Here is a 22,552-nt window from a genome sequence, read left to right on the forward strand (position 1 = left end):
TGTACATGCGTTTCCACTCATAAAATGAAGGAAACCGCTTTAAATTAGACCTCACAGGTTTCTGAAACCTGTGAGGTTTCTTATATCAAGGACTTATTGGAATGGATTGACGATAGAATAGTATTTTAGAAACAATATTGCTGCTTGCGAATATTCAGTTAAATTTCATGCTTAATCCAGCTTTCAATATTAAAAATATCGAGCACTGGACTTTTTTCGTTTCTATAGCTCTAAAACGATTTTAATACTTAAATTCCCTTTTTTTAAAATTAGATGAAATTGAATAAGATAAAATTATTTGGTTATTTAACCTGTATGTTGGTTTTGGTTTCTTGTAAATTAAATCCTTCAAAATCTAACACAGATGATGGTTGGGAGTATTTGTTTAATGGCAAAAACCTTGATAATTGGATAGTTAAAATTCATAAACATGAATTGGGAGACAACTATGCAAATACCTTCCAGGTAAATGAGGGTAATATTCAGGTTAGTTATAAAGAGTATGAAAAATTTGAGGAGCGCTATGGTCACCTTTTTTACAAAGAACCCTTCTCAAATTATCATTTAAAATTTGAATACCGTTTTACAGAAGAATGGTTAGACGATGCTCCGGGTTATACGTATAGAAATAGTGGAGTAATGTTTCATTCTCAAGATCCCAAAACGATATTAAAAAATCAGGATTGGCCTATTTCAGTAGAATATCAAATGTTGGCCGATGCCGGAGATGGTAATCCACGGCCAACCGGAAATATGTGCTCTCCAGGTACTGAAGTCTTTTTTGAGGGCAAAATGGATCCTAATCATTGTATTAGTTCATCTTCAAAAACTTATCCCTGGAACGAGTGGGTGCAAGCCGAATTGATTGTGCAAGACAGTCTTGTAATTCATAAAGTGAATGGTGAAACCGTACTTAAGTACACGAAAACACAAATTGGAGGTGGTACTACCAATGGTTACGATCCAGAAATTAAACAGGATGGCAAGATGCTAAATGAAGGCTATATTGGTTTGCAGGCAGAAGGCCAGGGTGTTTTATTTCGGGAGGTTAAAATTAAACCTCTGAAATAGAACTGTTCCTTTGCTCCTCTTTAAAAATAGAATCAAAATGAGGTTCTAAATGATGCCGCATCGCATTTCTAAAAGTTTCTGGCGTCCCAACTTTTATATTCTCCATGAGCATTCTGTGCGTCACAAAACGTCCTGATGAATACCGGTGTTTAAAATCTTGAGGTTCGTTTTTAAGATGCACATATTCAAAAACGGGTAATAATAATTGCTGAAAACCTTGCAGCGTTTTATTGTTTGAAATCTGGTAAAGTTTCCCGTGAAATGCTATTTCTTTATCCAGGCTAAAATGGCTTTTATCTGAATCTTGTTCTTCTTCATTTACTACAATCTCTTCCAGTTCATCTAAATCCTTTTGGGTTTTTCGTTCAAATAGAAAATCGGCCATCCCCATTTCTAAGATTAATCGTAGTTCAAAAAGGTTTTTTAATATTCCTGTACCTAAAAGGCTGGGATCTAAAATACGAGAGAAATTGTTGATAATATCGGGTTCAGTAAGTACCATCCCCCTGTGTTTCTTAGATTCCACCAACCCCAGGGTTCTAAGCCTTAGCAGTGCTTCTCTTATTACGGTGCGACTTACTCCTAACGATTCAGTAAATTCAAGCTCTTTAGGAATAGGATCACCTGGCTTTAAATTATTATTTTTAAAAAATTCTAAGAGGCGAATTTCCACTTTATCAACCAGGGAAAGTGTATCAATAGGTTTTATATTCTTCATAGTTATGCAAATATTCGAAAAAAGCTCAGGAATAAAAATAATTTAGAAAAAATTAGATTATAAATACTAAATATATAACTAATTTTTATATTCGTATTATGTTATACATATATTATGAAATCAAATTTATATAAGACTGCACTTTTAAAAGATGTTATTCCTTTTTGGAGTAAAAATTCAATAGACAACGATCATGGTGGCTACTTTTCTTGCCTAACCCGGGAGGGGGAAGTTTATGATACAGATAAATTCATATGGCTACAAGGAAGACAAGCCTGGATGTATTCCTATCTCTACAATAATGTAGCCCAAAATAAGGAATGGCTTGAAATTGCCAAAAATGGGATAGACTTCTTGCGTAAATACGGAATGGATAAAAATGGAAATTTTTATTTCTCCTTAACACGGGAAGGTAAACCTCTTATTTCGCCTTATAATATTTTCTCTGATTGCTTTGCTACAATGGCATTTGGGCAATACGCAAAAGCAACCGGAGATAAAGAAATTGAAGAATTGGCGAGAAAAACCTATTACAACATTCTTGAGCGCCGCGATAACCCTAAAGGTAAATACGAAAAATCTACAGGGAACCGACCGCTTCGAAACTTCTCTCTGCCAATGATTTTATCAAATCTGGTATTAGAGTTGGAATCAGTTTTGCCGGAAGAAGAAGTTGCCTTGCGTATTGATGATAGCGTTAAGGAGGTAATGGATGTTTTTTTGCAGAAAGATGGACTTATCTACGAAAATTTAAATCCTGATGGTTCATTTTCCGATAGTTTTGAAGGCCGTCTTATCAATCCGGGTCACGGTATTGAAGCCATGTGGTTTATGATGGATATTGCCGAAAGGAAAAATGATAAAAAATTGTTGGATGAAGCGGTTCAGGTCGTCTTAAACACCCTTGAGTTTGGCTGGGATAAGCAATACGGCGGAATCTTTTATTTTCTGGATATTAAAGGTTATCCACCCCAGCAGTTAGAATGGGATCAAAAGCTCTGGTGGGTGCATTTGGAAGCTCTTGTTGCTCTCTCAAAAGCTTATAGCCTGACCAAAAACCAAAAAGTGTGGGATTGGTATGAAAAAGTTCACGAATACTCCTGGAATAGATTTGCCGATAAAAAGAATGGGGAATGGTTTGGATATTTAAACAGGCAGGGGGAACCACACCTTAGTTTAAAAGGAGGGAAGTGGAAAGGTTGCTTCCATGTGCCTCGTGCCATGTACCAATGTTGGCAAGCTTTCGAAAAGATTGAAAACACAAAATAATGCTAATGCTTCAAAATTGATTGAAGTTCATTTCAAATCTAATTTTATTTTTAATCATATCGAAAACTAAAAATTTATGAAGTATAAATTTTTAGTTTTCGATATGATAATTATATTTATGCAAAATTCACATATAGAAAATTAATTATGAAAAAACTTATTACCTCCTTGTTTTTAGCTGCGATGCTTATATCCTGCGATAATTCAAAATCTTACGAGGAATTTGCGGAAGTTGAAAATGAAAAGCAGGATTATGCTATAATTCCGCTTCCACAAAAAATGGAAACTTCAAATGGGGTTTTTGTTATTGACAAGAATACTCAAATACAAGCAAGTGAAGATTTAAGCCAGGAAGCTGAATTTTTAGCGGAGTATATTGGGGAAATCGCAGGCGTTACCCCGGGAATTAAATCTGATAAAGATGAGGTAAAACGAAGCATTAGTCTTAAAATTTCGACCGATCTTGATCAAGATGAAGCTTATAATTTAAAAGTTACTCACGAAAAGGTTGTAGTTGAAGGAGCTTCTGCTAAAGGTGTTTTTTATGGGGTGCAAACACTAAAACAACTGCTGCCCTTACAAGCTGAATTTGAAGGTGAATCTTCAGAAATAGGTATTCCTTCTGTAAATATTGCTGATGCACCGGCATTTGATTATCGCGGAATGCACTTAGATGTGGCCCGCCATATGTTCCCGGTAGATTTCATAAAAAAGTATATAGATCTTATTGCGATGCATAAAATGAACACCTTTCACTGGCATTTAACCGAAGATCAGGGATGGAGAATTGAAATCAAACAATATCCTAAGCTTACCGAAATCGGTTCAATCAGAAAAGAAACGATGATAGAAAAGAATTTTGATCCATATAAAGGTGATGGTGAAGAATATGGTGGTTATTACACTCAGGAAGAAGTTAAAGATATCGTAGCTTATGCAGCCGAAAGGCACGTAACTATTATCCCCGAAATAGAATTACCTGGTCACTCTCGCGCAGTTTTAGCGGCTTACCCAGAATTGGGTAACAATACAGGACCTTATGAAGTAGCTACCAAATGGGGCGTGTTTAAAGAAATTTTGGCACCAAAAGAAGAAACTTTTGAATTTCTAGAGAATGTTTTAACCGAGGTGATGGAATTATTCCCAAGTGAATATATCCATATTGGTGGAGATGAAGCCCCAAAAACAGAATGGGAGCAAAGTGCCCAGGCGCAGGAAGTTATAAAACGTGAAGGGCTGGAAGATGAGCACGAATTGCAGAGCTATTTTATACAAAGAATTGAAAAATTCTTAAATAAAAATGGCCGTCAAATAATTGGCTGGGACGAGATTCTAGAAGGAGGTCTTGCTCCTAATGCCACTGTGATGTCCTGGAGAGGTAACCAGGGTGGGATTGAAGCTGCTAAACAAAAACATAATGTGGTGATGACCCCAAATACCCATTTATATTTTGACCATTACCAAGCCGATCCGGCAAACGAACCTTTGGCTATTGGAGGTAATTCTACCGTAGAGCATGTGTATTCTTTTGATCCTGTTCCCGAAGAATTATCAGCTGAGGAAGAAAAATACATTTTAGGAGCTCAGGCTAATGTGTGGACTGAATATATGAAAGATTCAGATTACGTAGAGTATATGATCTTACCAAGAATGACAGCTTTGTCTGAGGTGGTTTGGACCTATCCTGAAGAACGCAACTGGGATGAATTTAAAAGTCGTTTAGTTGAGTTCAAAAAACATTATGACGAAATGGATTTAAATTATGCTACCCATGTTTTTGATGATTCAGATAAAACACAGGAAACCGTAGTAAATGAATAGAAGAACTTTTGTAAAACAAAATTTAGCAGCATCAGCTCTTGCCGGTCTTGGACCGGTTGGGGCTTATGCAACTAATATTTCTGAAAATACTTTTCCTGAAGAAAAGACATTCAACCTAAAATATGCGCCGCACCTTGGAATGTTTAGGGAGCATGCCGGTGCTAATCCTCTGGATCAGTTAAACTTTATGGCAGATCAGGGTTTTTCCGCCTTTGAAGATAACGGAATGAAAGGACGGGATAAATCATTACAGAAGGAAATGGCTAGTACAATGGCCAAAAGAAATATGGAAATGGGCGTTTTTGTAGCTCATACTATTTACTGGACTAAACCAAATCTTACTAGTGGTAATGCAGATTTACGTGAAGAATTCTTAAAAGAGATTAGAGAATCTGTAGAGGTAGCCAAACGTGTTAATGCAAAATGGATGACGGTGGTCCCGGGTTATATAGATCAGCGACAAAATATCCAATATCAAACTGCCAATGTGATTGAAACACTTAAAAGAGCTGCAGCTATTTTAGAACCTCATGACCTAAGCATGGTTTTGGAGCCACTTAATTTTAGGGATCATCCCGGTTTATTCCTAAGTGAATCACCACAAGCTTATCAAATCTGCAAAGCGGTAGATAGCCCCAGCTGTAAAATACTTTTTGATATTTATCATCAGCAAATCCAGGAAGGAAACCTAATCCCTAATATCGAAGCCAGTTGGGATGAAATAGCATACTTTCAGGTAGGTGATAATCCTGGCCGAAAGGAACCAACTACTGGTGAGATCAATTATAAAAATGTTTTCAAGTTTATTCATTCCAAAGGCTTTAATGGTATTGTTGGAATGGAACATGGAAATTCCAGGCAGGGAAAAGAAGGTGAGAAAGCGGTAATAGAAGCTTATAAACAAAGCGACAATTTTTAATAATGAAATACGAGAAACTGCTTATATGCTGTTTAATGCTGGTCTCCATTGAATTCTACAGCCAGGAAAAACTGAAAGATTATGTTCAGGAAATCTCCGGTACCGATCTTAATATTGAAATGCTGGCCATACCCGAAGGTGAATTTTTAATGGGGAGTCCCGCAGAGGAATTTGGTCATTATAAAGATGAAGCCCCTTTGCACAAAGTAAAGATTGATGCTTTTTGGATGGCCTCTCATGAAGTCACCTGGAAGCTTTTTAACCTCTACCTGGAGCGCCCGGTAGATAATGTGCCTTCAGAGAATAAGGCTGGTAATGTAAGCATAAAAGTTGATGCTGCATCTGGTGCTACTATGCTTTTAAAGAATAAAGCTAATGATGTAAACATAAAAGTTGATGCCGTTTCCGGAGCTACTGTGCCTTATGTAGATATGAGTTTGGGAATGGGAACAGGCGATGGTATGCCGGTAGTAAACATTACCTATCTGGCAGCGCAAAAATTCTGTAAATGGCTTTCAGCTAAAACAGGATATTTTTATCGTCTACCAACCGAAGCCGAATGGGAGTATGCTGCCAGGGCAGGTAAACAAACCGCTTATCACTTTGGGGATACGCCCGAAAAATTAGGCGAATATGCCTGGTTTTATGAAAATAGCGATGGCCATTATCATCCTGTAGGTACTAAAAAACCCAATCCCTGGGGGCTTTATGATATGCACGGCAATGTAGCAGAGTGGACTTTAGATGCATATGATACTGAAACATATAGTGAAAGAAGTGAGTTAACTCCAAATCCTTTTATAATTCCTGAAGAAGAATATCCGCATAGTGTTAGGGGTGGATCCTATTACGATGATGCAGAATATTTGCGAAGTGCTGCCAGATTAGGTTCTTCTGAAAATTGGAAGATGCGCGATCCGCAATTTCCAAAAAGTAAATGGTGGAATACAGATGCGCAGTTTGTAGGATTTAGAATTGTGCGGGATCCCAATCCACCGGCAGAAGAAGACGAAGTTAAATATTGGGGAATTGAAATTCCTTAATACTTCGAAGAATATTAAATGTACCCTTTAGAATTAAATTATGAAAAACAATAAACCAACTACTTCTAAATTAAATAATAACTCGCGAAGAACATTTTGCAAAAACACGGCATTGTTCACCGCTGGGATGATGATGCCGGCCATGGATATGAACGCGATGTACAATGTTTTTAACGATAAGAAATTAAAATTGGCTTTGGTGGGCTGTGGAGGTCGTGGTACAGGTGCGGTTAACCAGGCACTTAAAGCAGATGATAATATTGAGCTAGTAGCTATGGCTGACGCTTTTGAAGATCGATTAAGCGGGAGTCTTAAGCAGTTGGAAAAGGAGTTTTCCGATTCAAAGAAGGTTAAAGTAAAAGATCAAAACCGATTTGTAGGTTTTGATGCCTATAAAAAAGCTATAGATCAGGCTGATGTAGTTATTCTTACAACTCCGCCGGGCTTTCGTCCCCATCATTTTGAATATGCCGTAAACGCAGGGAAGCATGTGTTTATGGAGAAACCGGTAGCTACTGATGTACCCGGAATAAGAAAGGTGCTGGAAGCTGCAAAAATTGCCAAAGAGAAAAAATTAAATGTTGTAGTTGGCCTTCAGAGAAGATATCAGAAAAATTATATAAAAATAGCTGAACAGATTCAGCAAGGCGAAGTAGGGAAAATCTTATCTGGTCAGGTTTATTGGAATAGTAGTGGTGTTTGGGTAAATCCCAGGCAGCCAAATCAAACAGAGATGGAATACCAAATGCGTAACTGGTATTATTTCAATTGGCTGTGTGGAGATCATATTCTAGAACAGCATATTCATAATATTGATGTTGCGAATTGGTTTATAGGTGAATATCCTATTTCGGCCCAGGGTATGGGAGGTAGACAGGTTAGAACAGGACCTGAACATGGAGAGATCTTCGATCATCATTTTGTGGAGTTTAAGTACCCCAGCGGTGCGGTAATTTCCAGCCAGTGTAGACATCAACCCGGGACCATGTCTAAAGTAGGAGAAGGCTTTCAGGGCACTAAAGGTTTAGTGGAAACCAATGATGCGGGTGTGGCAAAATTAGTTGATTTAGAAGGTAATGATATTTTTAAGTATAGAAGTCGAAACGATCCAAATCCTTACCAGGAAGAACATAACAAATTGTTTAAATCTATTAGAAATGGCGAAGTAATAAGTGATGCTGAAAATGGAGCCAAAAGTACAATGTCTGCAATTATGGGTCGAATGGCAACTTATTCAGGACAGTTTATCAACTGGGATGAAGCTATTCAATCTGACCTGCAACTGGTACCTGAAAATTTAACATGGAATTCAACACCACCGGTAACACCAAATCCAGATGGACATTATCCAATCCCTACACCCGGGAAAACAAGGGTGATTTAGTTTTTTTCAGTTGATGCTACCGGCTATCGAATTATTTCAGTAGCCGGTTTTTTTATTCAATAATCCTTCCCTGTTTTTATGATTTTTCTCTTTTCCTCCAGATAGGTTTGATTTTTAATACCTTAAACATCATATATAAACTTTTAAAAAATGAAAAAAATATTTCAGACGCTTTTAATTTTATCATTTTTCCCGGCTTTTGCACAATTGCAAATAGCCGATGTTTTTACCGATAATATGATGTTGCAACGTGAAAAACCTATAAGAGTTTGGGGTGCTGGGAATCCGGGAGAAAAAATACGAGTAAATTTTTTAGATGAAACAGCTAAAACTTCAGTAAAGACAGATTCAAGCTGGCAAGTAGTCTTAAAAAAACATAAAGCCACAACTAAGCCTAATTCCTTGGTGGTTCAGTCTTTTCAGGAAAAAATTATCATTAAAAATATCATCATCGGTGATGTATGGCTACTTATTGGTCAATCTAATATGGAATGGCCTATGCAAGCTGAAATGCATTATGAGGAAGCGAAAAAAGAAGCTAAAAATCGTAATCTACGCTTTTTTAACCCAAATTATATTGGCAAAAATTTTTACGGGTCAGCCTATGATAAACACCAACTAAAAAACTTGAGTAATAATATTCTTTTTCAGAAAACAAAATGGGAGGAAAGCGATAGTTCTTCTTTTAAGAATATGAGTGCGGTAGGTTATTATTTTGGTCGCGACATAATAAGCGCTGAAAATATTCCTATAGGATTAATAAATTTAGCTATTGGTGGTGCGCCGGCTGAAACTTTTATTGATGCGGAGGCTTTGATAAAGAATAAGAAATTCTCGTCTAAAGTAAATGGGAACTGGTTAGAAAATGACGCCCTTCCGGTTTGGATACGAGAACGCGGAATGCAAAATATTGGACATAGCCAAGGTACAAATAACCACGCCTACAAGCCAGGGTTTGCATTTAAAACGGGGATTAAACCTATTTTAAAAATGCCGATAAAGGGTATTTTGTGGTACCAGGGGGAAAGCAATGCTCAGGAATTGGCAAGAGTGAAAGAATATCCTGAACTTCAAAAACTTATGATTAAGGATTATAGAAAACAATGGAAAAATAAAAACCTAGCCTTCTACTGGGTCCAGTTATCCTCTATAGATACTACCAATTACGACTCCCATTTTTGGCCTGAGTTCAGAAATGGTCAGCGCAGATTACTTGGGGAAATGGATCATGTAGGGATGGCGGTTAGCAGCGATGTTGGGAATAAGAATGATATCCACCCCCGTAATAAAAAAGCCGTCGGAAAAAGGCTCGCTCGATGGGCCTTAAAAAATGAATATGGAAAAGATATTATAGTTTCTGGCCCGCTTCCTCAAAAAGCGGAATATAAAAATGGAAACATTATTGTTGAATTTAAATATACCGGGAAAGGTTTACAAACTTTAGATGGGAAAGCTGTTCGTGGGTTTTCTATTGATGGCAAAACGGAACTAACCGGGGAAATTAAAGACAAAAAAATAGTATTTCCCAGTGCCGAAAAACCTGAGTATATTTATTACAATTGGCAACCCTATACTATTGGAAACCTGGGAAACTCTGAAGGATTGCCGGCTTCAACATTTAAGATGGAGGTTATAGAAAGTGATTAATTGAATTAAAACAAAAGCCATGATAAAAGGTCTATCCTCCAAACGCTTATTTTACATAAGTCTCTTTATTGTGGGATATTTTGGCTTTTTGTATCTGAACTATCACCTATTTAAACTTAATTATATCTTATTAGGGGTAGTTATGGAAATGATTACCATTCCTTTAGCTTTAGCACAATTTATCCTGCTTATTATTAGCTTTAGATACTGGAGAAAAGAGCATTTCCGAATAAAAAATTACTCCTTTTGGGCTTTTTTAATTTTGCTTTTAAACTGTACGTGGACCTTGAGCAGTTATATTATGGCTAAATTTTAAGATATTTTAAAGAAAATTTTTACTTTATATGTATAACATAATACAAAATTATTATCTTGGACCAAAAATATAGATTATGCATATTCGTCTTTTTTTGGTTTTCAGTTTATTGTTTGTGTTTTCTGCCAACTCCTTAAGGGGGCAAACTGATAGTAAAATAGAATTCAGTTGGGATTCTTTGCCCAATTTACCTTTAGAAAAAGGGGTTAACGGAAGCTTTACCGGGATTCACAATGATGCTTTGATTATTGCGGGTGGTGCTAACTTCCCCGAGCGTCCTGTATGGGATGGAGGCGAAAAGATTTTTTATAATCAGATTTATGTTCTTGAAAAGAAAAAAGACGAATTTCAATGGGTTAAAAACTTAGATAAACAACTTTCTAAACCATTGGCCTATGGAGCTTCTGTAGCTACTAAGGAAGGTTTATGGTGTATTGGGGGAGCTAATAAAGAGGGAATTTATAATGATGTTTTTCTTTTAAAATGGGATGCTGTTTCTAAAGAGATTATTGTAGAAGAAAAACCTGCTTTACCTGTGCCTCTCGCAAATATGGAAGCAAGTGTAATAGGCGACAAGATCTATGTTGCCGGAGGCCAAAAAGAGCTGGGAGGAAAAGCTACTAAAAGTTTCTTCTCTTATTCAGATAAAGAAGGTTGGGAAAAGTTAGAAGATATTCCGGGGAAAGGAAGAATTCAACCCGTAGTAATTGCTCAAAATAATGGAAAAACCAATGTGGTTTACGTATTTAGTGGAACTCATTTTGATCCTGATGCCGAAGATCCCAACGAGTTTTTGTCTGATGTATGGCAATATAATCCCTTGTCAAAAAAATGGATAGAGAAGGAGAAAGTACCTTCAAATGAGACTCCCGGGCTGGATGGAGGGTATATTGGCGCTGCGCCGGCTACCAAACTTGGAGATGCCCATATTTTGATCTTTGGAGGTGCAGGAGGTGAAAATCAACTTTATAAAAAGAGACTTCTACTACAAAATGAATTGAGATCGCTTCAGCAGCAAAATTTAGATTCTTCTGTTGCCACCGCTAAAATCGATTCCATAAAAGAAGCAATTTCAGAAAATTTTCAAAAGACTTCTTTTTCAAATACTATTTGGGCCTATCATACCATTACAGACACCTGGACTAAGCGTGGCAAAATTCCGGGTAAAACTCAAGTAGTGGCAAAAGCTCTGCAATGGGAAGATGATATTATAATTCCGTTAGGCGAGGTTAGCCCTGGGGTGCGTACTGCAGCCATCCATAAAATTAATGTGACTCCGCGGGAAACAAATTTTGGATGGATCAATTATGTAACCTTAATTGCTTATTTGGCTTTAATGATAGGAATTGGATGGTATTTTTCCAGGAGAAATAAAAGTACTTCCGATTATTTTCTTGCAGGAGGTAGAATTCCCTGGTGGGCAGCTGGCTTAAGTATCTATGCCACTATGTTAAGCGCCATTACATATCTTTCGCAACCGGCGTTGGCCTTTAGCTACGATTGGCAGGCTTATTTAGGTTACTTTACCATTTTGCTAATTGTTCCGCTAATTATAACTTTCTATCTGCCATTTTTTAGAAATCTTAATATCACTACGGCTTACGAGTATCTTGAGAAGCGCTTTAATATTGTAATCAGGATGTTTGGAAGTGGGTCTTTTGTATTGTTTCAATTAGCCAGGATGGGGATTGTGGTTTACCTACCTGCACTTGCTCTATCTACCGTAGTTGGGATCGATATTTATTCAGCCATTATCATTATGGGAATTTTAGCCATAGTTTATACCGTGATGGGAGGAATTGAAGCCGTGATCTGGACAGATGTAATTCAGGTAATTGTTCTCATTGGAGGGCTTATTCTAGGGCTTATTTATATTGCTGTAGATATTGGAGATGTAAGTTATATTTTCTCTACTGCTTATGAAGATAGTAAATTTCAACTTTTTGATTTTAGGTGGAGCTTTACCGAAGTAGTAACCTGGTCTATGTTCCTGGGAACATTTGCTCTAAATTTTGCTCCTTATACCACAGATCAGGCAGTGGTGCAACGTTATTTAACTACCTCTAATGAAAAAGAAGCCAGGAAAAGTATCTGGATGAACGGGATTGTTTCTATCCCTGCCGGATTACTTATTTTTCTAATGGGAACTTTTTTATATGTTTATTTTAGAGATAACCCAGAGTTTTTGCAAGTGGGGATGCAAAATGACGGAATTTTCCCATTGTTTATTGCAGATCACCTTCCCCCGGGAGTAGCAGGTTTGGTGATTGCCGGTATTTATTCTGCAGCTATGTCCAGTCTGGATAGTAGTATGCATAGTGTTTCTACAGTAATAACCGTAGATTTTTACAAACGTTTTACTAAAGCGCATACAGAGGTTACCACTATGAAAGTTGCCAGATGGGTAACCATTATCGTTGGTGTGCTGGGTACTTCTGTAGCTGCTTTTATGGCGGCCTATCCTATCGCCTCCTTATTTTTCTTTTTTCAGGAAATTGTTGGACTTTTTGGAAGCGCCCTGGCCGGAGTATTTATGTTGGGAATTTTCTTTAAAAAAGCCAACTGGATTGGAACCCTAATAGGTGCGGTTTTAAGTGTGGCTTCTTTGGTTTTAGTAAAATATTTCACGCCTTTAAATTTCTATATTTATCCGCTTATTGCCATTCCGGTTTGTGTGATTGGAGGTTATTTAGCAAGTTTAATATTTAAGGTTGAAAACAATAATAATTCTAAGAGCCTGGTCTATCATAAGAGTTTAAAGGAAAATTAAAGGTGGAAATGAAAGGATTTCTAAGTTTACTTTTATTTTTAGCTTTTGGCATTTTGGTAGCCCAGAATACTACAAAATTAGATTGGTATAAGGTTGCGGAAATGGAGCTTGGAGGAAGAGTAAAGGCTGCTACATCTAGCCCTTTTCAGCGATTTCCAGATTCGATGCAGGATTTGGTTAGGAAGAAGGTTTGGGATTTATCTGAAAATCCTTCGGGAGTATATGTTGATTTTGAAACTGATTCACCTAAAGTCATTGTAAAATACGTGGTAAATGGCCCTTTGCAATTTCCGCATATGCCTGCTACCGGTGTTAGTGGGGTAGATCTATATGTGTCTAAAAATAATAGTTGGAAATGGGTTAAGGCAAATTATCAATTTCAGGATACCATTTCATATAGTTATAGGGTAAAGGAGGGCGTAAATGATATTAAGCATAGTTTACGTTTATACCTGCCGCTTTATAATACTGTTTCCTACATGGAAATTGGTGTTGATAAACATGCTTCTTTTAGGAATTTACCAATTTCAAATAAAGCACCCATTGTAGTGTATGGAACTTCTATTACTCAGGGAGCCTGTTCCGGTAGGCCTGGTACCACCTGGACCTCTCTTATGTCAAGGCAATTGGATATTCCTGTATTCAATTACGGGTTTTCTGGAAACGGAAGGCTGGAAGAGGAAATTATAAGGTATCTCGCCCAACTGAAAGCCGAAGTGTTTGTTTTAGATTGCTTGGCGAATTTTACTTCTGGGCAGGGCCTTAATGCGCTACAAGCGAAAAAACGACTTATAAAAAGTGTAAAAACGCTTCGGGAATTAAATCCTGAAACACCAATAGTGCTTACAGATCATGCCGGCTATCCTTATGGCGAAGTCTATAATCCCGAAAAAAAGAAGTATCAACTTTTAAATCTGGCAAATAAAGAAGCTTTTGAGTCTTTAAAGGAAAGCGGTCTTAAGAATATTTATCTTCTAAAAAATAAAGATCTCGATTTAGGTCAGGGTGATTTTATTGACGGTGTTCATCCTAATGATGCCGGTATGAAAAAGTATGCTGAAGCATATACCGGATTATTACTTACCCTAATAGAGTGAAGATAGTTAGCCGTTAATCGATTCGGCTTTACTGGTAGGTTATTGGTCTAAATTTCTTTTTTGTAATGCTGGAATTAGTAATATTTAGACTTATGTTGAAAAATAGCTTAAGTCATCAAACTTATTAATTAAATTTGTATTAGTATGTATGAGCCTTTTTGTTGATACGTATTTTTGAAATAAAAAAAACTAAGCAATAATCAAAAAAATAAGAATGTTCAAATTGAAAAAATACTGGATTTTATCCTTCTGTAGTTTCCTTGCTTTATTAGTGATAAGTCCCGACTTATATAGTCAGGAGCCATATTATCTAAATCCTGAAAAAAATCAGGAAAACAGGGAGCCAATGCGGGCTTCTTATATGGTTTTTGAGAATGAAGCTTTGGCGGAAGCGAACAACTGGAAAGCATCAGAAAACTATCTTAACCTTAACGGAGAATGGGATTTTAAATGGTACAAAAATCCTAAGCAGGTGCCTAATAACTTTTATGCTCCGGGTATTGATGATATCTCGTGGGAAAAGTTTCAAGTGCCGGCAAATTGGGAGGTACATGGTTATGGTATTCCTATTTATGTAAATGCTACTTATGAATTTGATAATCTTATAGAGGTTGATCCACCTAAAGTTCCTTTAGATCATAATCCAACCGGAATTTACCGTCGTAGCATTGAAATTGATGAAAATTGGGACGGGAAAGATGTGTTTTTACACGTAGGTGCAGCAAAATCCAATCTGAAAGTATGGGTAAACGGAGAGTATGTAGGCTATGGAGAAGATTCTAAATTATCACAGGAGTTTGATATAACTTCTTATGTTAAAACCGGTGAGAATATAATTGTGATGAAAGTAATGCGCTGGAGTGACGGCTCTTATTTAGAAGGCCAGGATTACTGGAGATTGAGTGGTATTACCCGTGATACATATCTTTTTGCAAGAAAAAAAGTAAGGTTACAGGACTTTAATTTAAACACAGACCTGGATGAGAATTATCAGGATGCTACTTTAACTATTATTCCAGAATTTACTGAGCTTCCTAAACGTGATAAGCATAGTCTGGAGATTATTCTTGAAGGGGAAAATAAAGAATTGTATAGATCAGAAAGAAAAGTAAGTGAATGGCAGGAGACGAAAAAAATTGAAATCGATGTTCAAAATCCTAATAAGTGGACAGCCGAAACTCCAAACCTATATACATTAAAATTTAAGCTAAAGGATAGAAAAGGAAAAGTCCAGGAAATTATTCAACAGAATGTAGGCTTTAGAGAAGTTGAGATTAAAAACGGACAATTATTGGTGAATGGAAAACCTATACTTTTAAAAGGGGTTAACAGGCATGATACAGACCCTTCTACAGGTCAGGTGATGTCCCGTGAACGTATGCGTCAGGATATAAAGGTGCTCAAAGAATTTAACTTTAATGCGGTTAGGACTTCACATTATCCTAATGATCCTTATTTCTATGAGCTTTGTGATATTTATGGTCTATATGTGGTAGATGAAGCCAATATAGAATCTCATGGAATGGGTTACAATCTTACAAGAACCCTTGCTAATAACCCAGATTGGAAAGAGGCGCACCTAGAACGCCTTGGACGAATGGTTGAAAGGGATAAAAACCATCCTTCAATTATAATTTGGAGTATGGGTAATGAAGCCGGTAATGGATATAACTTTTATGCGGGATATGACTTGATAAAAGAAATGGATCCAACCAGGCCTATACAACACGAACGGGCCATTGTTCCCGGGCAAGCAAAAGGAAGAATGGACGTTGAGTGGAATACAGATATTATTCCTCCAATGTATCCTTCTATAGCAGATATGGAACAATATGCTGAAAGTAATCCTAACATGGATCGTCCATATATTATGTGTGAGTATGCGCATGCTATGGGTAATAGCATTGGAAATTTTGTAGAATATTGGGATTTTATAAGAAGTCATAAAAACTTTCAGGGCGGATTTATCTGGGATATGGTAGACCAGTCTATTTATAAAAAATTAGACGATGGTACAAAAATTTTGGCCTATGGTGGAGATTTTGGACCAGAGGGTACACCCAGTGCTAATAACTTTTTGAATAACGGAGTATTTAGTCCAGAGAGAAATCCAAATCCGCATGCGTGGCAGGTAAAAAAGGTGCAGCAGGAAATTCACACAAAACTGGAAGGTAAATCTGGGGAAATTAGTGTGTATAACGAAAGGTTTTTTCGCGATCTTTCAGATGTTAAGCTTAACTGGGAAGTTACTTTAGATGGAGAAACAGTAGCTTCTGGAGAGATAGATGAGCTTGATGTTGCCCCGCAGGAAACTAAGGAATTTGATCTTCCTATTAATTTAAACGGAAAAGAGTATAAAGAAGCCTTTTTAAATATCTCTTATACGCTTAAAGAAAAAACACACTTTTTGGATCAATCTTATGCGATTGCAGAAGAGCAATTAACATTAGGGGAAATGGAAGTTTCAGGTTTAGAAATAGCCTCTGGTGAAAAACTAAAAGTTGAAAATGGAAAGACTGCATTAAGTCTTACTTCAGAAAAAGCCAGTTTTGTTTTTGATAAAGAAACAGGCTTCTTAAAGGAATATAAGATTGATGGTAAAGATGTGATTAAAGAAGGTTTTGAGCTTAGACCTAACTTTTGGAGAGCCCCTGTAGATAATGATTATGGAGCAGGTTTACAGGCAAAATTAAAGCCCTGGAAGGAAGCTACGGAAAGCCTAAGGCTAAAGAGCTTTAAGCAAAATGTAGAAGCTGGATTAAATACCGTTTCGGCTACTTATAGATTGGAAGAAGTGAATGCCAGTTTATCACTTAATTACAAGTTGAATGCTGAAGGGGAGATTTTAGTAGATTTTGACCTTAAAATAGATGAAGATAAAGAGGCTCCAATGATCTTTAGGGTGGGAATGAAAATGGCTATGCCGGCTGGTTTTGACCATTTGGAATATTACGGCCGTGGCCCACACGAAAACTATTCCGATAGAAAAGCTACCGCACTTATTAAGGTTTATGAGCAAACTGTAGATGAGCAATACTACCCATACATTCGTCCACAAGAGACTGGAAATAAAAGTGATGTGCGTTGGTTGACTTTAAAAGGAAACGGGGTTAATTTAAAAATTACCGGGAACAAGCCCTTTAATTTCACAGCGCTACATTATCTTATGGAAGATCTTGATGATGGGGAGAATCGCGAGCAAAGGCATGCCGCCGAGCTTGAAAAAAGAGACCTCACCAACCTTTTTATTGATACTGCGCAAATGGGACTTGGTAGTATTAATAGCTGGGGTAGGTTGCCACTAAAAAAATACTGGCTAACCGAGAAGGAATATAAATACAGTTTTAAAATAAGCCCCGAATAATTTGATTTTTATAAAATAAACGAAAACCTGTTATATCTAATAATAAAGCGAAAAAGTAATGCTGAAATCAATATTTAAAAAAGCCGGTTTCTTAGTACTCGGTCTGGTGATTAATCCGGTCCTGGCGCAGGAAGCTAAAACCATTAGCGTTTTTGATGAAGTTCCTCTTAATTTTAACGGAGAAAAGACAGAAATTACCAATGGAGAATACCTTCAATCCGGACGAATAATTATAAAAAAGATCAATGTCCCGGAATATCCCAAAGGTACCGATGTAAAGGTAAAAGTGACAGTGAAATCTGCCGGTGATCGCTGGGATAAGTCGGGGTCATTATTTGTAATTCCAAATCCGGATAAGCTGGATTTTATTGATGTAGCTAAGGGGAATGCAGAATATCCAAAAGCAGCAGGACAGGATAAATATCCCGGAGTTAAATTAGGAGGAGACTATGAGCCTGCCTTGGAGGTTTTGAGGTTTATGACTCCTTTTGGAGTAGGCTATTATAGTGATGAAGAAAAGAATCCGAATATAGAATATAATCGACCGGTGTATGTCCCTAAATGGGAAGAAGAGGTAGCCTGGGAGATGGATGTTTCTCAATTGGAAAGTGAGCTTACCGGTGAAATACTTATAGGAGCCTGGATAGATACCTGGACTCCTGAGGGCTATAAAATTAGTGTTGAGCTGGAATATTCTGGTCGTGAATTAAGTAAAAAGCTTGTAAAACCATTGGTAAATACTGTTTATTATGCAGGCCAAAAACATCCTGATCTTTTTGCCTTTAATCCGCTAAAAGCTGAATTTCAATTACCTGAAAAAGCTAAAAATGCCAAACTTTATTACATCACTACCGGGCACGGTGGCCATAGCGGTGGCGATGAATTTATAAAGTTGAGAAATACGGTGAAGTTTGACTCAGAGACTGTTCTGGAAACTATTCCATGGCGGGACGATTGTGCGAGTTTTAGAAGATTTAATCCATCATCTGGGGTTTGGATTCGTAAAGATTCGGCACGAGCTTATAATAGACAGGGCGAAAGAATATTTAGCGAGGTTCAGGAGCGTTTGGCTTCTTCAGATTTATCGCGTTCTAATTGGTGCCCCGGTTCTAAAGTAGCTCCCTATGAATTAGATTTGGGAGATTTACAAGCAGGAAAACACGAGGTACTTATTGATATTGATGCCACCCCTGTAGATGGTGATAAATTAAATCACTGGCTGGTTACGGCATATTTAGTTTACGAAAAATAATTTTTTCTTTATTGGCTGAATGTTAGTTTTCCTAACCTAAGCGTTTAAAATTTAAGCGAGACAAGTGCAACTGTAAAGTTGTTTTGTCTCGCTATTTCTTTGTTTAATAATTGATTGATACCTAAAGCGAATAGCTGGCGCTCCAGTTGTTGTGCTTTAAAGATTCACTTGGTTGCTTGGAACTATCAGTAATTAGCGCTATTTTATTGACACCGCCAAAGGGTGTAATACCCCGAGGCTTACCTCGAAATTAAAAATTTGTTTCCAACGGATGCCTCATGAGCTTGCCCCGAGGTAGTTTACTAAATATTAATGGCTTATGGTCTTTTAGGAAGGTTTATTATTGTCTATGGATTTCTGGGGAGTAAGAAGATCCATTTATACTGCTAAGTTTTTACAAAGTCATCTTCATTAGCCATGTCTAAAGGTGAAATCCAGTAACCCGGGTAAACAGAAGATTTTAAGATAAAAACAGGGGTTTAGTTAGGTGTTTTTCTTGTTTTTTAGATAATATACAGCTTGTTAATCTTGAAAATGTAATAATTCTCATTGCGAAAAATGGCGTTAATAGGTGTTGAACCTGGCATAAAACTGACTTAACAGCATCTCTAAACGATAACGTTTTCGTTTATCCAGCGATTGAAAAACGTTATCAGTCGAAATTATTATTCTTTTGTAAATTTTATAACAATTTTTGGTTAAAATTAAGAAAACAAGGTTAAACCTTGTGATTAAATTTAACTAAAACTTATAGTGTAATGAACAAAAAATTATTCTTGTTTGCTTGTTTATTCTTGTGTAGCATTCACCTTATGCTAGCACAAACTCAAACGGTAAGCGGTAATATTGTAGATGCTGAAAACGGCATGCCGCTACCTGGAGTCAACGTAATTGAGAAGGGAACTAGTAATGGGGTTTCTTCCGATTTCGATGGAATGTTTAGTATTGAAATTGACGAAGGAAGTATTCTGCAATTTTCTATGTTAGGGTACGTAACCCAGGAGATTAAGCCTGATGGATCGGAAATTCAAGTTGAATTAGCCCCCGATACCGAGGCGCTTGATGAAGTGGTGGTAACAGCTCTTGGAATTAAAAGAGAAAAGAAGTCACTGGGTTATGCTCTTCAGGAAGTTGGAGGAGAGTCTTTAACTCAAGCCAGGGAAAACAACCTTGCCAACGCTATGACTGGTAAGGTTGCCGGCTTGCAGGTGGTAAGAGGTAGCGGTGGACCCGCAAGTTCTTCTAAAATTGTGTTACGTGGTAATAACTCCCTAACCGGAGATAACCAGCCATTAATTGTTGTAGATGGTGTACCTATGGATAACTTTACCGGTGCGGCAAATAATGATTACTGGAACCCATCTCCCGATATGGGGAATGGATTAGGAGATTTGAATCCTGAAAACATTGAAAGTATGTCTGTTCTTAAAGGTGCTTCTGCAGCTGCACTTTATGGATCTAGAGCTGGTAATGGTGTGATTTTAATTACCACTAAAACCGGTAAAAAACAAGAAGGACTTGGTGTTAGTTACTCTACTAATATTGGTTTTCAATCCATATTTAGCTCACCAGAATTGCAAGATTCTTACGGGCAGGGTTCTAATGGACAGTATGATAATCAATCGGGCTCAAGTTGGGGACCAAAAATTGAAGGTCAAACTGTAGAGAATGCTGAAGGAGAACAAGAGCAACTTCGTGCTTACGATAATCTTGATAATTATTTTGATAATGGTTTAAATGTAAACCATAGTTTATCTTTGCAACAACAAGTTACTGATGGTACATCATTATTTTCATCGGTAAATCATTTAGATGATGAAAGTTTAATTCCAGGTGCAAGTTTAGAGCGTTTAAACTTGATGACTCGTGGAGTTTCTGTTTTTGGTAAAGACGATAAGTGGAAGAGTGACGTTAAAGTACAGTATATAAGAGCTACTGCTCAAAACCGTCCGTTAAACGGGGTTAATATTTCTAATGCTTTTGCTACCATGTACCTACTGCCAAGATCTTTAGATGTTACCAGGTATGAACGTGCAACCGATGAGTTTGGAAATATGAGATGGTATGTGCCTACTAATTCTATGAACCCATATTGGGCTGCCAGAAATAACCTGAATATGGATACCAGAGACCGTTTTATGTTAAATGGTTCTATTCGTCATGACTTTAACGATTGGTTATATGCTGAGGTTAAAGCAGGAGCTGATCTTTATACTACCAATACAGAATCAAAATTATACAGCGGTAGCCCGTTATCGGCAACTGGTAGGTTTAGTGTAGGTAAAAACACATTTAGGGAGACAAATTACAATGCGATTATATCAGCAACAAAAGATGATATCTTCGGAAAATGGGGAGGTTCGGTTACTTTAGGTGGAAACCTAATGGAACAGGAATCTAGCTCAATTAGTGGAAACGCAGGTGAATTAGAAGTTCCTAACTTGTTCGCATTGAATAATGGAATTGGAAATCCAGGTATTTCTGAAAGTTACTCTAACAAGAAAATCAACTCTGCTTTTGGAACTTTCCAAATTAATTATGACGGATTTCTTTTTGTAGATGTTACCGGAAGAAATGATTGGTCTTCTACTTTAAGTGCAGATAACCGCTCATTCTTTTATCCTTCGGTAAGTACTTCTTTAGTGGTAACTGATATGATTAAAAATACCGGTGGTAATGTGCCAGACTGGATTAACTTTGCGAAAGTAAGAGGTTCTTATGCAGAGGTTGGTAACGATTTACCTGCGTATCAATTATATAATTTTTATAATATAGGTAAAGATCCTAATGGAAACACTACAGCAGGTAGGAATGGAACGCTTTATAATCCTGACGTAAAAAGTGAATTAATTCGCTCTACGGAATTTGGTTTAGATGCAAGATTTTTCAACAATCGTTTTGGTGTAGACTTTTCTTACTATAAGACCAACGCTACAAGACAGCTTATTAATTTACCATTAAACCCCTTAAGCGGTTATAGTAGTGTTAAAGTAAATGCCGGAGATATTGAAAACAAAGGATTTGAATTAATGTTGAATGGTCGTCTTTTGGATAATCCTGAAGGATTAAATTGGGATATGAACTTAAACTTCTCCAGGAACGTGAATACAGTTGTTGAACTGGCCGATGGAGTAACTCAATATAGCTTAGGAGGATTTGATAACCTTGCTATTCTTGCAGTAGAAGGTGAACCTTACGGTGAAATATATGGAACTAAGTATCAAAGAGTTGAAGATGAGTCAAGCCCGTTTTTTGGTGAGATTATTGTAGATGGAGATGGAATACCATTAGCTACTAGTGAAAAAGAGCGTTTAGGTAATCAACAACCAGATTTCTTATTAGGTTTTTCTAACTCTTTTAGTTATAAAAACTTTAGTCTAAGTTTCCTTTTGGATGCTAGAATAGGAGGAGAAATCTACTCTGGAACTAACCGTGCTATCCAGAATGCAGGTACAGGTGCCGAAACAGTAACTAATGGTAACCGCGATAATATAGTGGTAGATGGAGTTGTAGCCGATGAAAATGGTGGTTTTGCAGAAAACACTACTGAAGTTTCACCACAATTGTACTGGCAGAATATTACCGAAAGATCTGGTAACCTGGGAATTAATGAAGCCAATATTTATGATGCAACCAATTTTAGGTTAAGATCTATTAACTTGCGTTATGATTTACCAACAACCTGGTTAGATAATACGTTCTTTAATTCAGCTTACGCAGGCTTATCTGCTAATAATGTTTGGATGATAGATAGTAATTTAAACGGGGTAGATCCAGAATCGGTTTACGCAACGGGAACTAACGCAGTAGGTTTTGAAAACCTTGCATCACCGACAATTAGTACAGTATTCTTAAATATTGGTGTTAAATTTTAAATTTTA

At 37.1% G+C, this 22,552-nt stretch carries 13 protein-coding genes; 12 read left to right on the plus strand and 1 reads right to left on the minus strand.

Annotated features, from left to right (window positions below):
• The first annotated feature begins 279 nt into the window (after positions 1-279).
• Entirely contained in the window at positions 280-1,071 is a 792-nt protein-coding gene (locus tag B5X51_RS12215) for a 3-keto-disaccharide hydrolase (protein WP_245828748.1), read from the plus strand.
• Here the strand turns inward: B5X51_RS12215 and B5X51_RS12220 are convergent.
• On the minus strand, positions 1,055-1,789 hold the full coding sequence (locus B5X51_RS12220; RefSeq protein WP_079721473.1) for a FadR/GntR family transcriptional regulator: 735 nt from the start codon (positions 1,787-1,789) through the stop codon (positions 1,055-1,057). The two genes, B5X51_RS12215 and B5X51_RS12220, sit on opposite strands and share 17 nt — an antisense overlap.
• A gap of 114 nt (positions 1,790-1,903) precedes the next feature.
• Here B5X51_RS12220 and B5X51_RS12225 point away from each other — a divergent pair, with 114 nt between their 5' ends.
• The 11 genes from B5X51_RS12225 to B5X51_RS12280 all read left to right on the plus strand — a co-directional run bounded on the left by B5X51_RS12225 (position 1,904) and on the right by B5X51_RS12280 (position 22,546).
• Entirely contained in the window at positions 1,904-3,058 is a 1,155-nt protein-coding gene (locus B5X51_RS12225; RefSeq protein WP_079721474.1) for a n-acyl-d-glucosamine 2-epimerase, read from the plus strand.
• Between the two features lie 147 nt (positions 3,059-3,205).
• On the plus strand, positions 3,206-4,879 hold the full coding sequence (locus B5X51_RS12230) for a beta-N-acetylhexosaminidase (RefSeq protein WP_079721475.1): 1,674 nt from the start codon (positions 3,206-3,208) through the stop codon (positions 4,877-4,879).
• Entirely contained in the window at positions 4,872-5,798 is a 927-nt protein-coding gene (locus tag B5X51_RS12235) for a hydroxypyruvate isomerase family protein (protein ID WP_079721476.1), read from the plus strand. Before B5X51_RS12230 ends, B5X51_RS12235 begins: the two co-directional genes overlap by 8 nt.
• Positions 5,799-5,800: 2 nt before the next feature.
• Entirely contained in the window at positions 5,801-6,841 is a 1,041-nt protein-coding gene (locus B5X51_RS12240) for a formylglycine-generating enzyme family protein (RefSeq protein WP_079721477.1), read from the plus strand.
• Positions 6,842-6,881: 40 nt separating this feature from the next.
• On the plus strand, positions 6,882-8,225 hold the full coding sequence (locus B5X51_RS12245) for a Gfo/Idh/MocA family protein (RefSeq protein WP_079721478.1): 1,344 nt from the start codon (positions 6,882-6,884) through the stop codon (positions 8,223-8,225).
• Between the two features lie 150 nt (positions 8,226-8,375).
• Positions 8,376-9,872 (plus strand): sialate O-acetylesterase, encoded by a 1,497-nt coding sequence (locus tag B5X51_RS12250; protein ID WP_079721479.1) that lies wholly within the window; start codon positions 8,376-8,378, stop codon positions 9,870-9,872.
• Positions 9,873-10,264: 392 nt separating this feature from the next.
• The gene (locus B5X51_RS12260) at positions 10,265-12,958 is read left to right on the plus strand and encodes a sodium:solute symporter family protein (RefSeq protein WP_079721481.1); all 2,694 of its coding nucleotides are present in this window, start codon (positions 10,265-10,267) and stop codon (positions 12,956-12,958) included.
• 8 nt (positions 12,959-12,966) lie between these two features.
• Positions 12,967-14,055, plus strand: a complete 1,089-nt coding sequence (locus B5X51_RS12265) for an SGNH/GDSL hydrolase family protein (protein WP_139374890.1) — start codon at positions 12,967-12,969, stop codon at positions 14,053-14,055.
• 214 nt (positions 14,056-14,269) lie between these two features.
• Positions 14,270-17,419, plus strand: a complete 3,150-nt coding sequence (locus tag B5X51_RS12270; protein WP_245828749.1) for a beta-galactosidase, LacZ type — start codon at positions 14,270-14,272, stop codon at positions 17,417-17,419.
• 58 nt (positions 17,420-17,477) lie between these two features.
• Positions 17,478-18,671: a PNGase F N-terminal domain-containing protein gene (locus tag B5X51_RS12275; protein ID WP_079721483.1), complete on the plus strand. Its 1,194-nt coding sequence runs from the start codon at positions 17,478-17,480 to the stop codon at positions 18,669-18,671.
• A gap of 758 nt (positions 18,672-19,429) precedes the next feature.
• Positions 19,430-22,546: a SusC/RagA family TonB-linked outer membrane protein gene (locus B5X51_RS12280; protein ID WP_079721484.1), complete on the plus strand. Its 3,117-nt coding sequence runs from the start codon at positions 19,430-19,432 to the stop codon at positions 22,544-22,546.
• Positions 22,547-22,552: the final 6 nt, after the last annotated feature.

Source organism: Salegentibacter holothuriorum, from assembly GCF_900168045.1.
Classification (GTDB): domain Bacteria; phylum Bacteroidota; class Bacteroidia; order Flavobacteriales; family Flavobacteriaceae; genus Salegentibacter; species Salegentibacter holothuriorum.

What these genes read in the sequence shown, in the direction of transcription:
- B5X51_RS12220 (WP_079721473.1), bottom strand. Translation starts at nt 1,789, where the DNA reads ATGAAGAATATAAAACCTATTGATACACTTTCCCTGGTTGATAAAGTG.
- B5X51_RS12225 (WP_079721474.1), top strand. Translation starts at nt 1,904, where the DNA reads ATGAAATCAAATTTATATAAGACTGCACTTTTAAAAGATGTTATTCCT.
- B5X51_RS12230 (WP_079721475.1), top strand. Translation starts at nt 3,206, where the DNA reads ATGAAAAAACTTATTACCTCCTTGTTTTTAGCTGCGATGCTTATATCC.
- B5X51_RS12235 (WP_079721476.1), top strand. Translation starts at nt 4,872, where the DNA reads ATGAATAGAAGAACTTTTGTAAAACAAAATTTAGCAGCATCAGCTCTT.
- B5X51_RS12240 (WP_079721477.1), top strand. Translation starts at nt 5,801, where the DNA reads ATGAAATACGAGAAACTGCTTATATGCTGTTTAATGCTGGTCTCCATT.
- B5X51_RS12245 (WP_079721478.1), top strand. Translation starts at nt 6,882, where the DNA reads ATGAAAAACAATAAACCAACTACTTCTAAATTAAATAATAACTCGCGA.
- B5X51_RS12250 (WP_079721479.1), top strand. Translation starts at nt 8,376, where the DNA reads ATGAAAAAAATATTTCAGACGCTTTTAATTTTATCATTTTTCCCGGCT.
- B5X51_RS12260 (WP_079721481.1), top strand. Translation starts at nt 10,265, where the DNA reads ATGCATATTCGTCTTTTTTTGGTTTTCAGTTTATTGTTTGTGTTTTCT.
- B5X51_RS12265 (WP_139374890.1), top strand. Translation starts at nt 12,967, where the DNA reads ATGAAAGGATTTCTAAGTTTACTTTTATTTTTAGCTTTTGGCATTTTG.
- B5X51_RS12270 (WP_245828749.1), top strand. Translation starts at nt 14,270, where the DNA reads ATGTTCAAATTGAAAAAATACTGGATTTTATCCTTCTGTAGTTTCCTT.
- B5X51_RS12275 (WP_079721483.1), top strand. Translation starts at nt 17,478, where the DNA reads ATGCTGAAATCAATATTTAAAAAAGCCGGTTTCTTAGTACTCGGTCTG.
- B5X51_RS12280 (WP_079721484.1), top strand. Translation starts at nt 19,430, where the DNA reads ATGAACAAAAAATTATTCTTGTTTGCTTGTTTATTCTTGTGTAGCATT.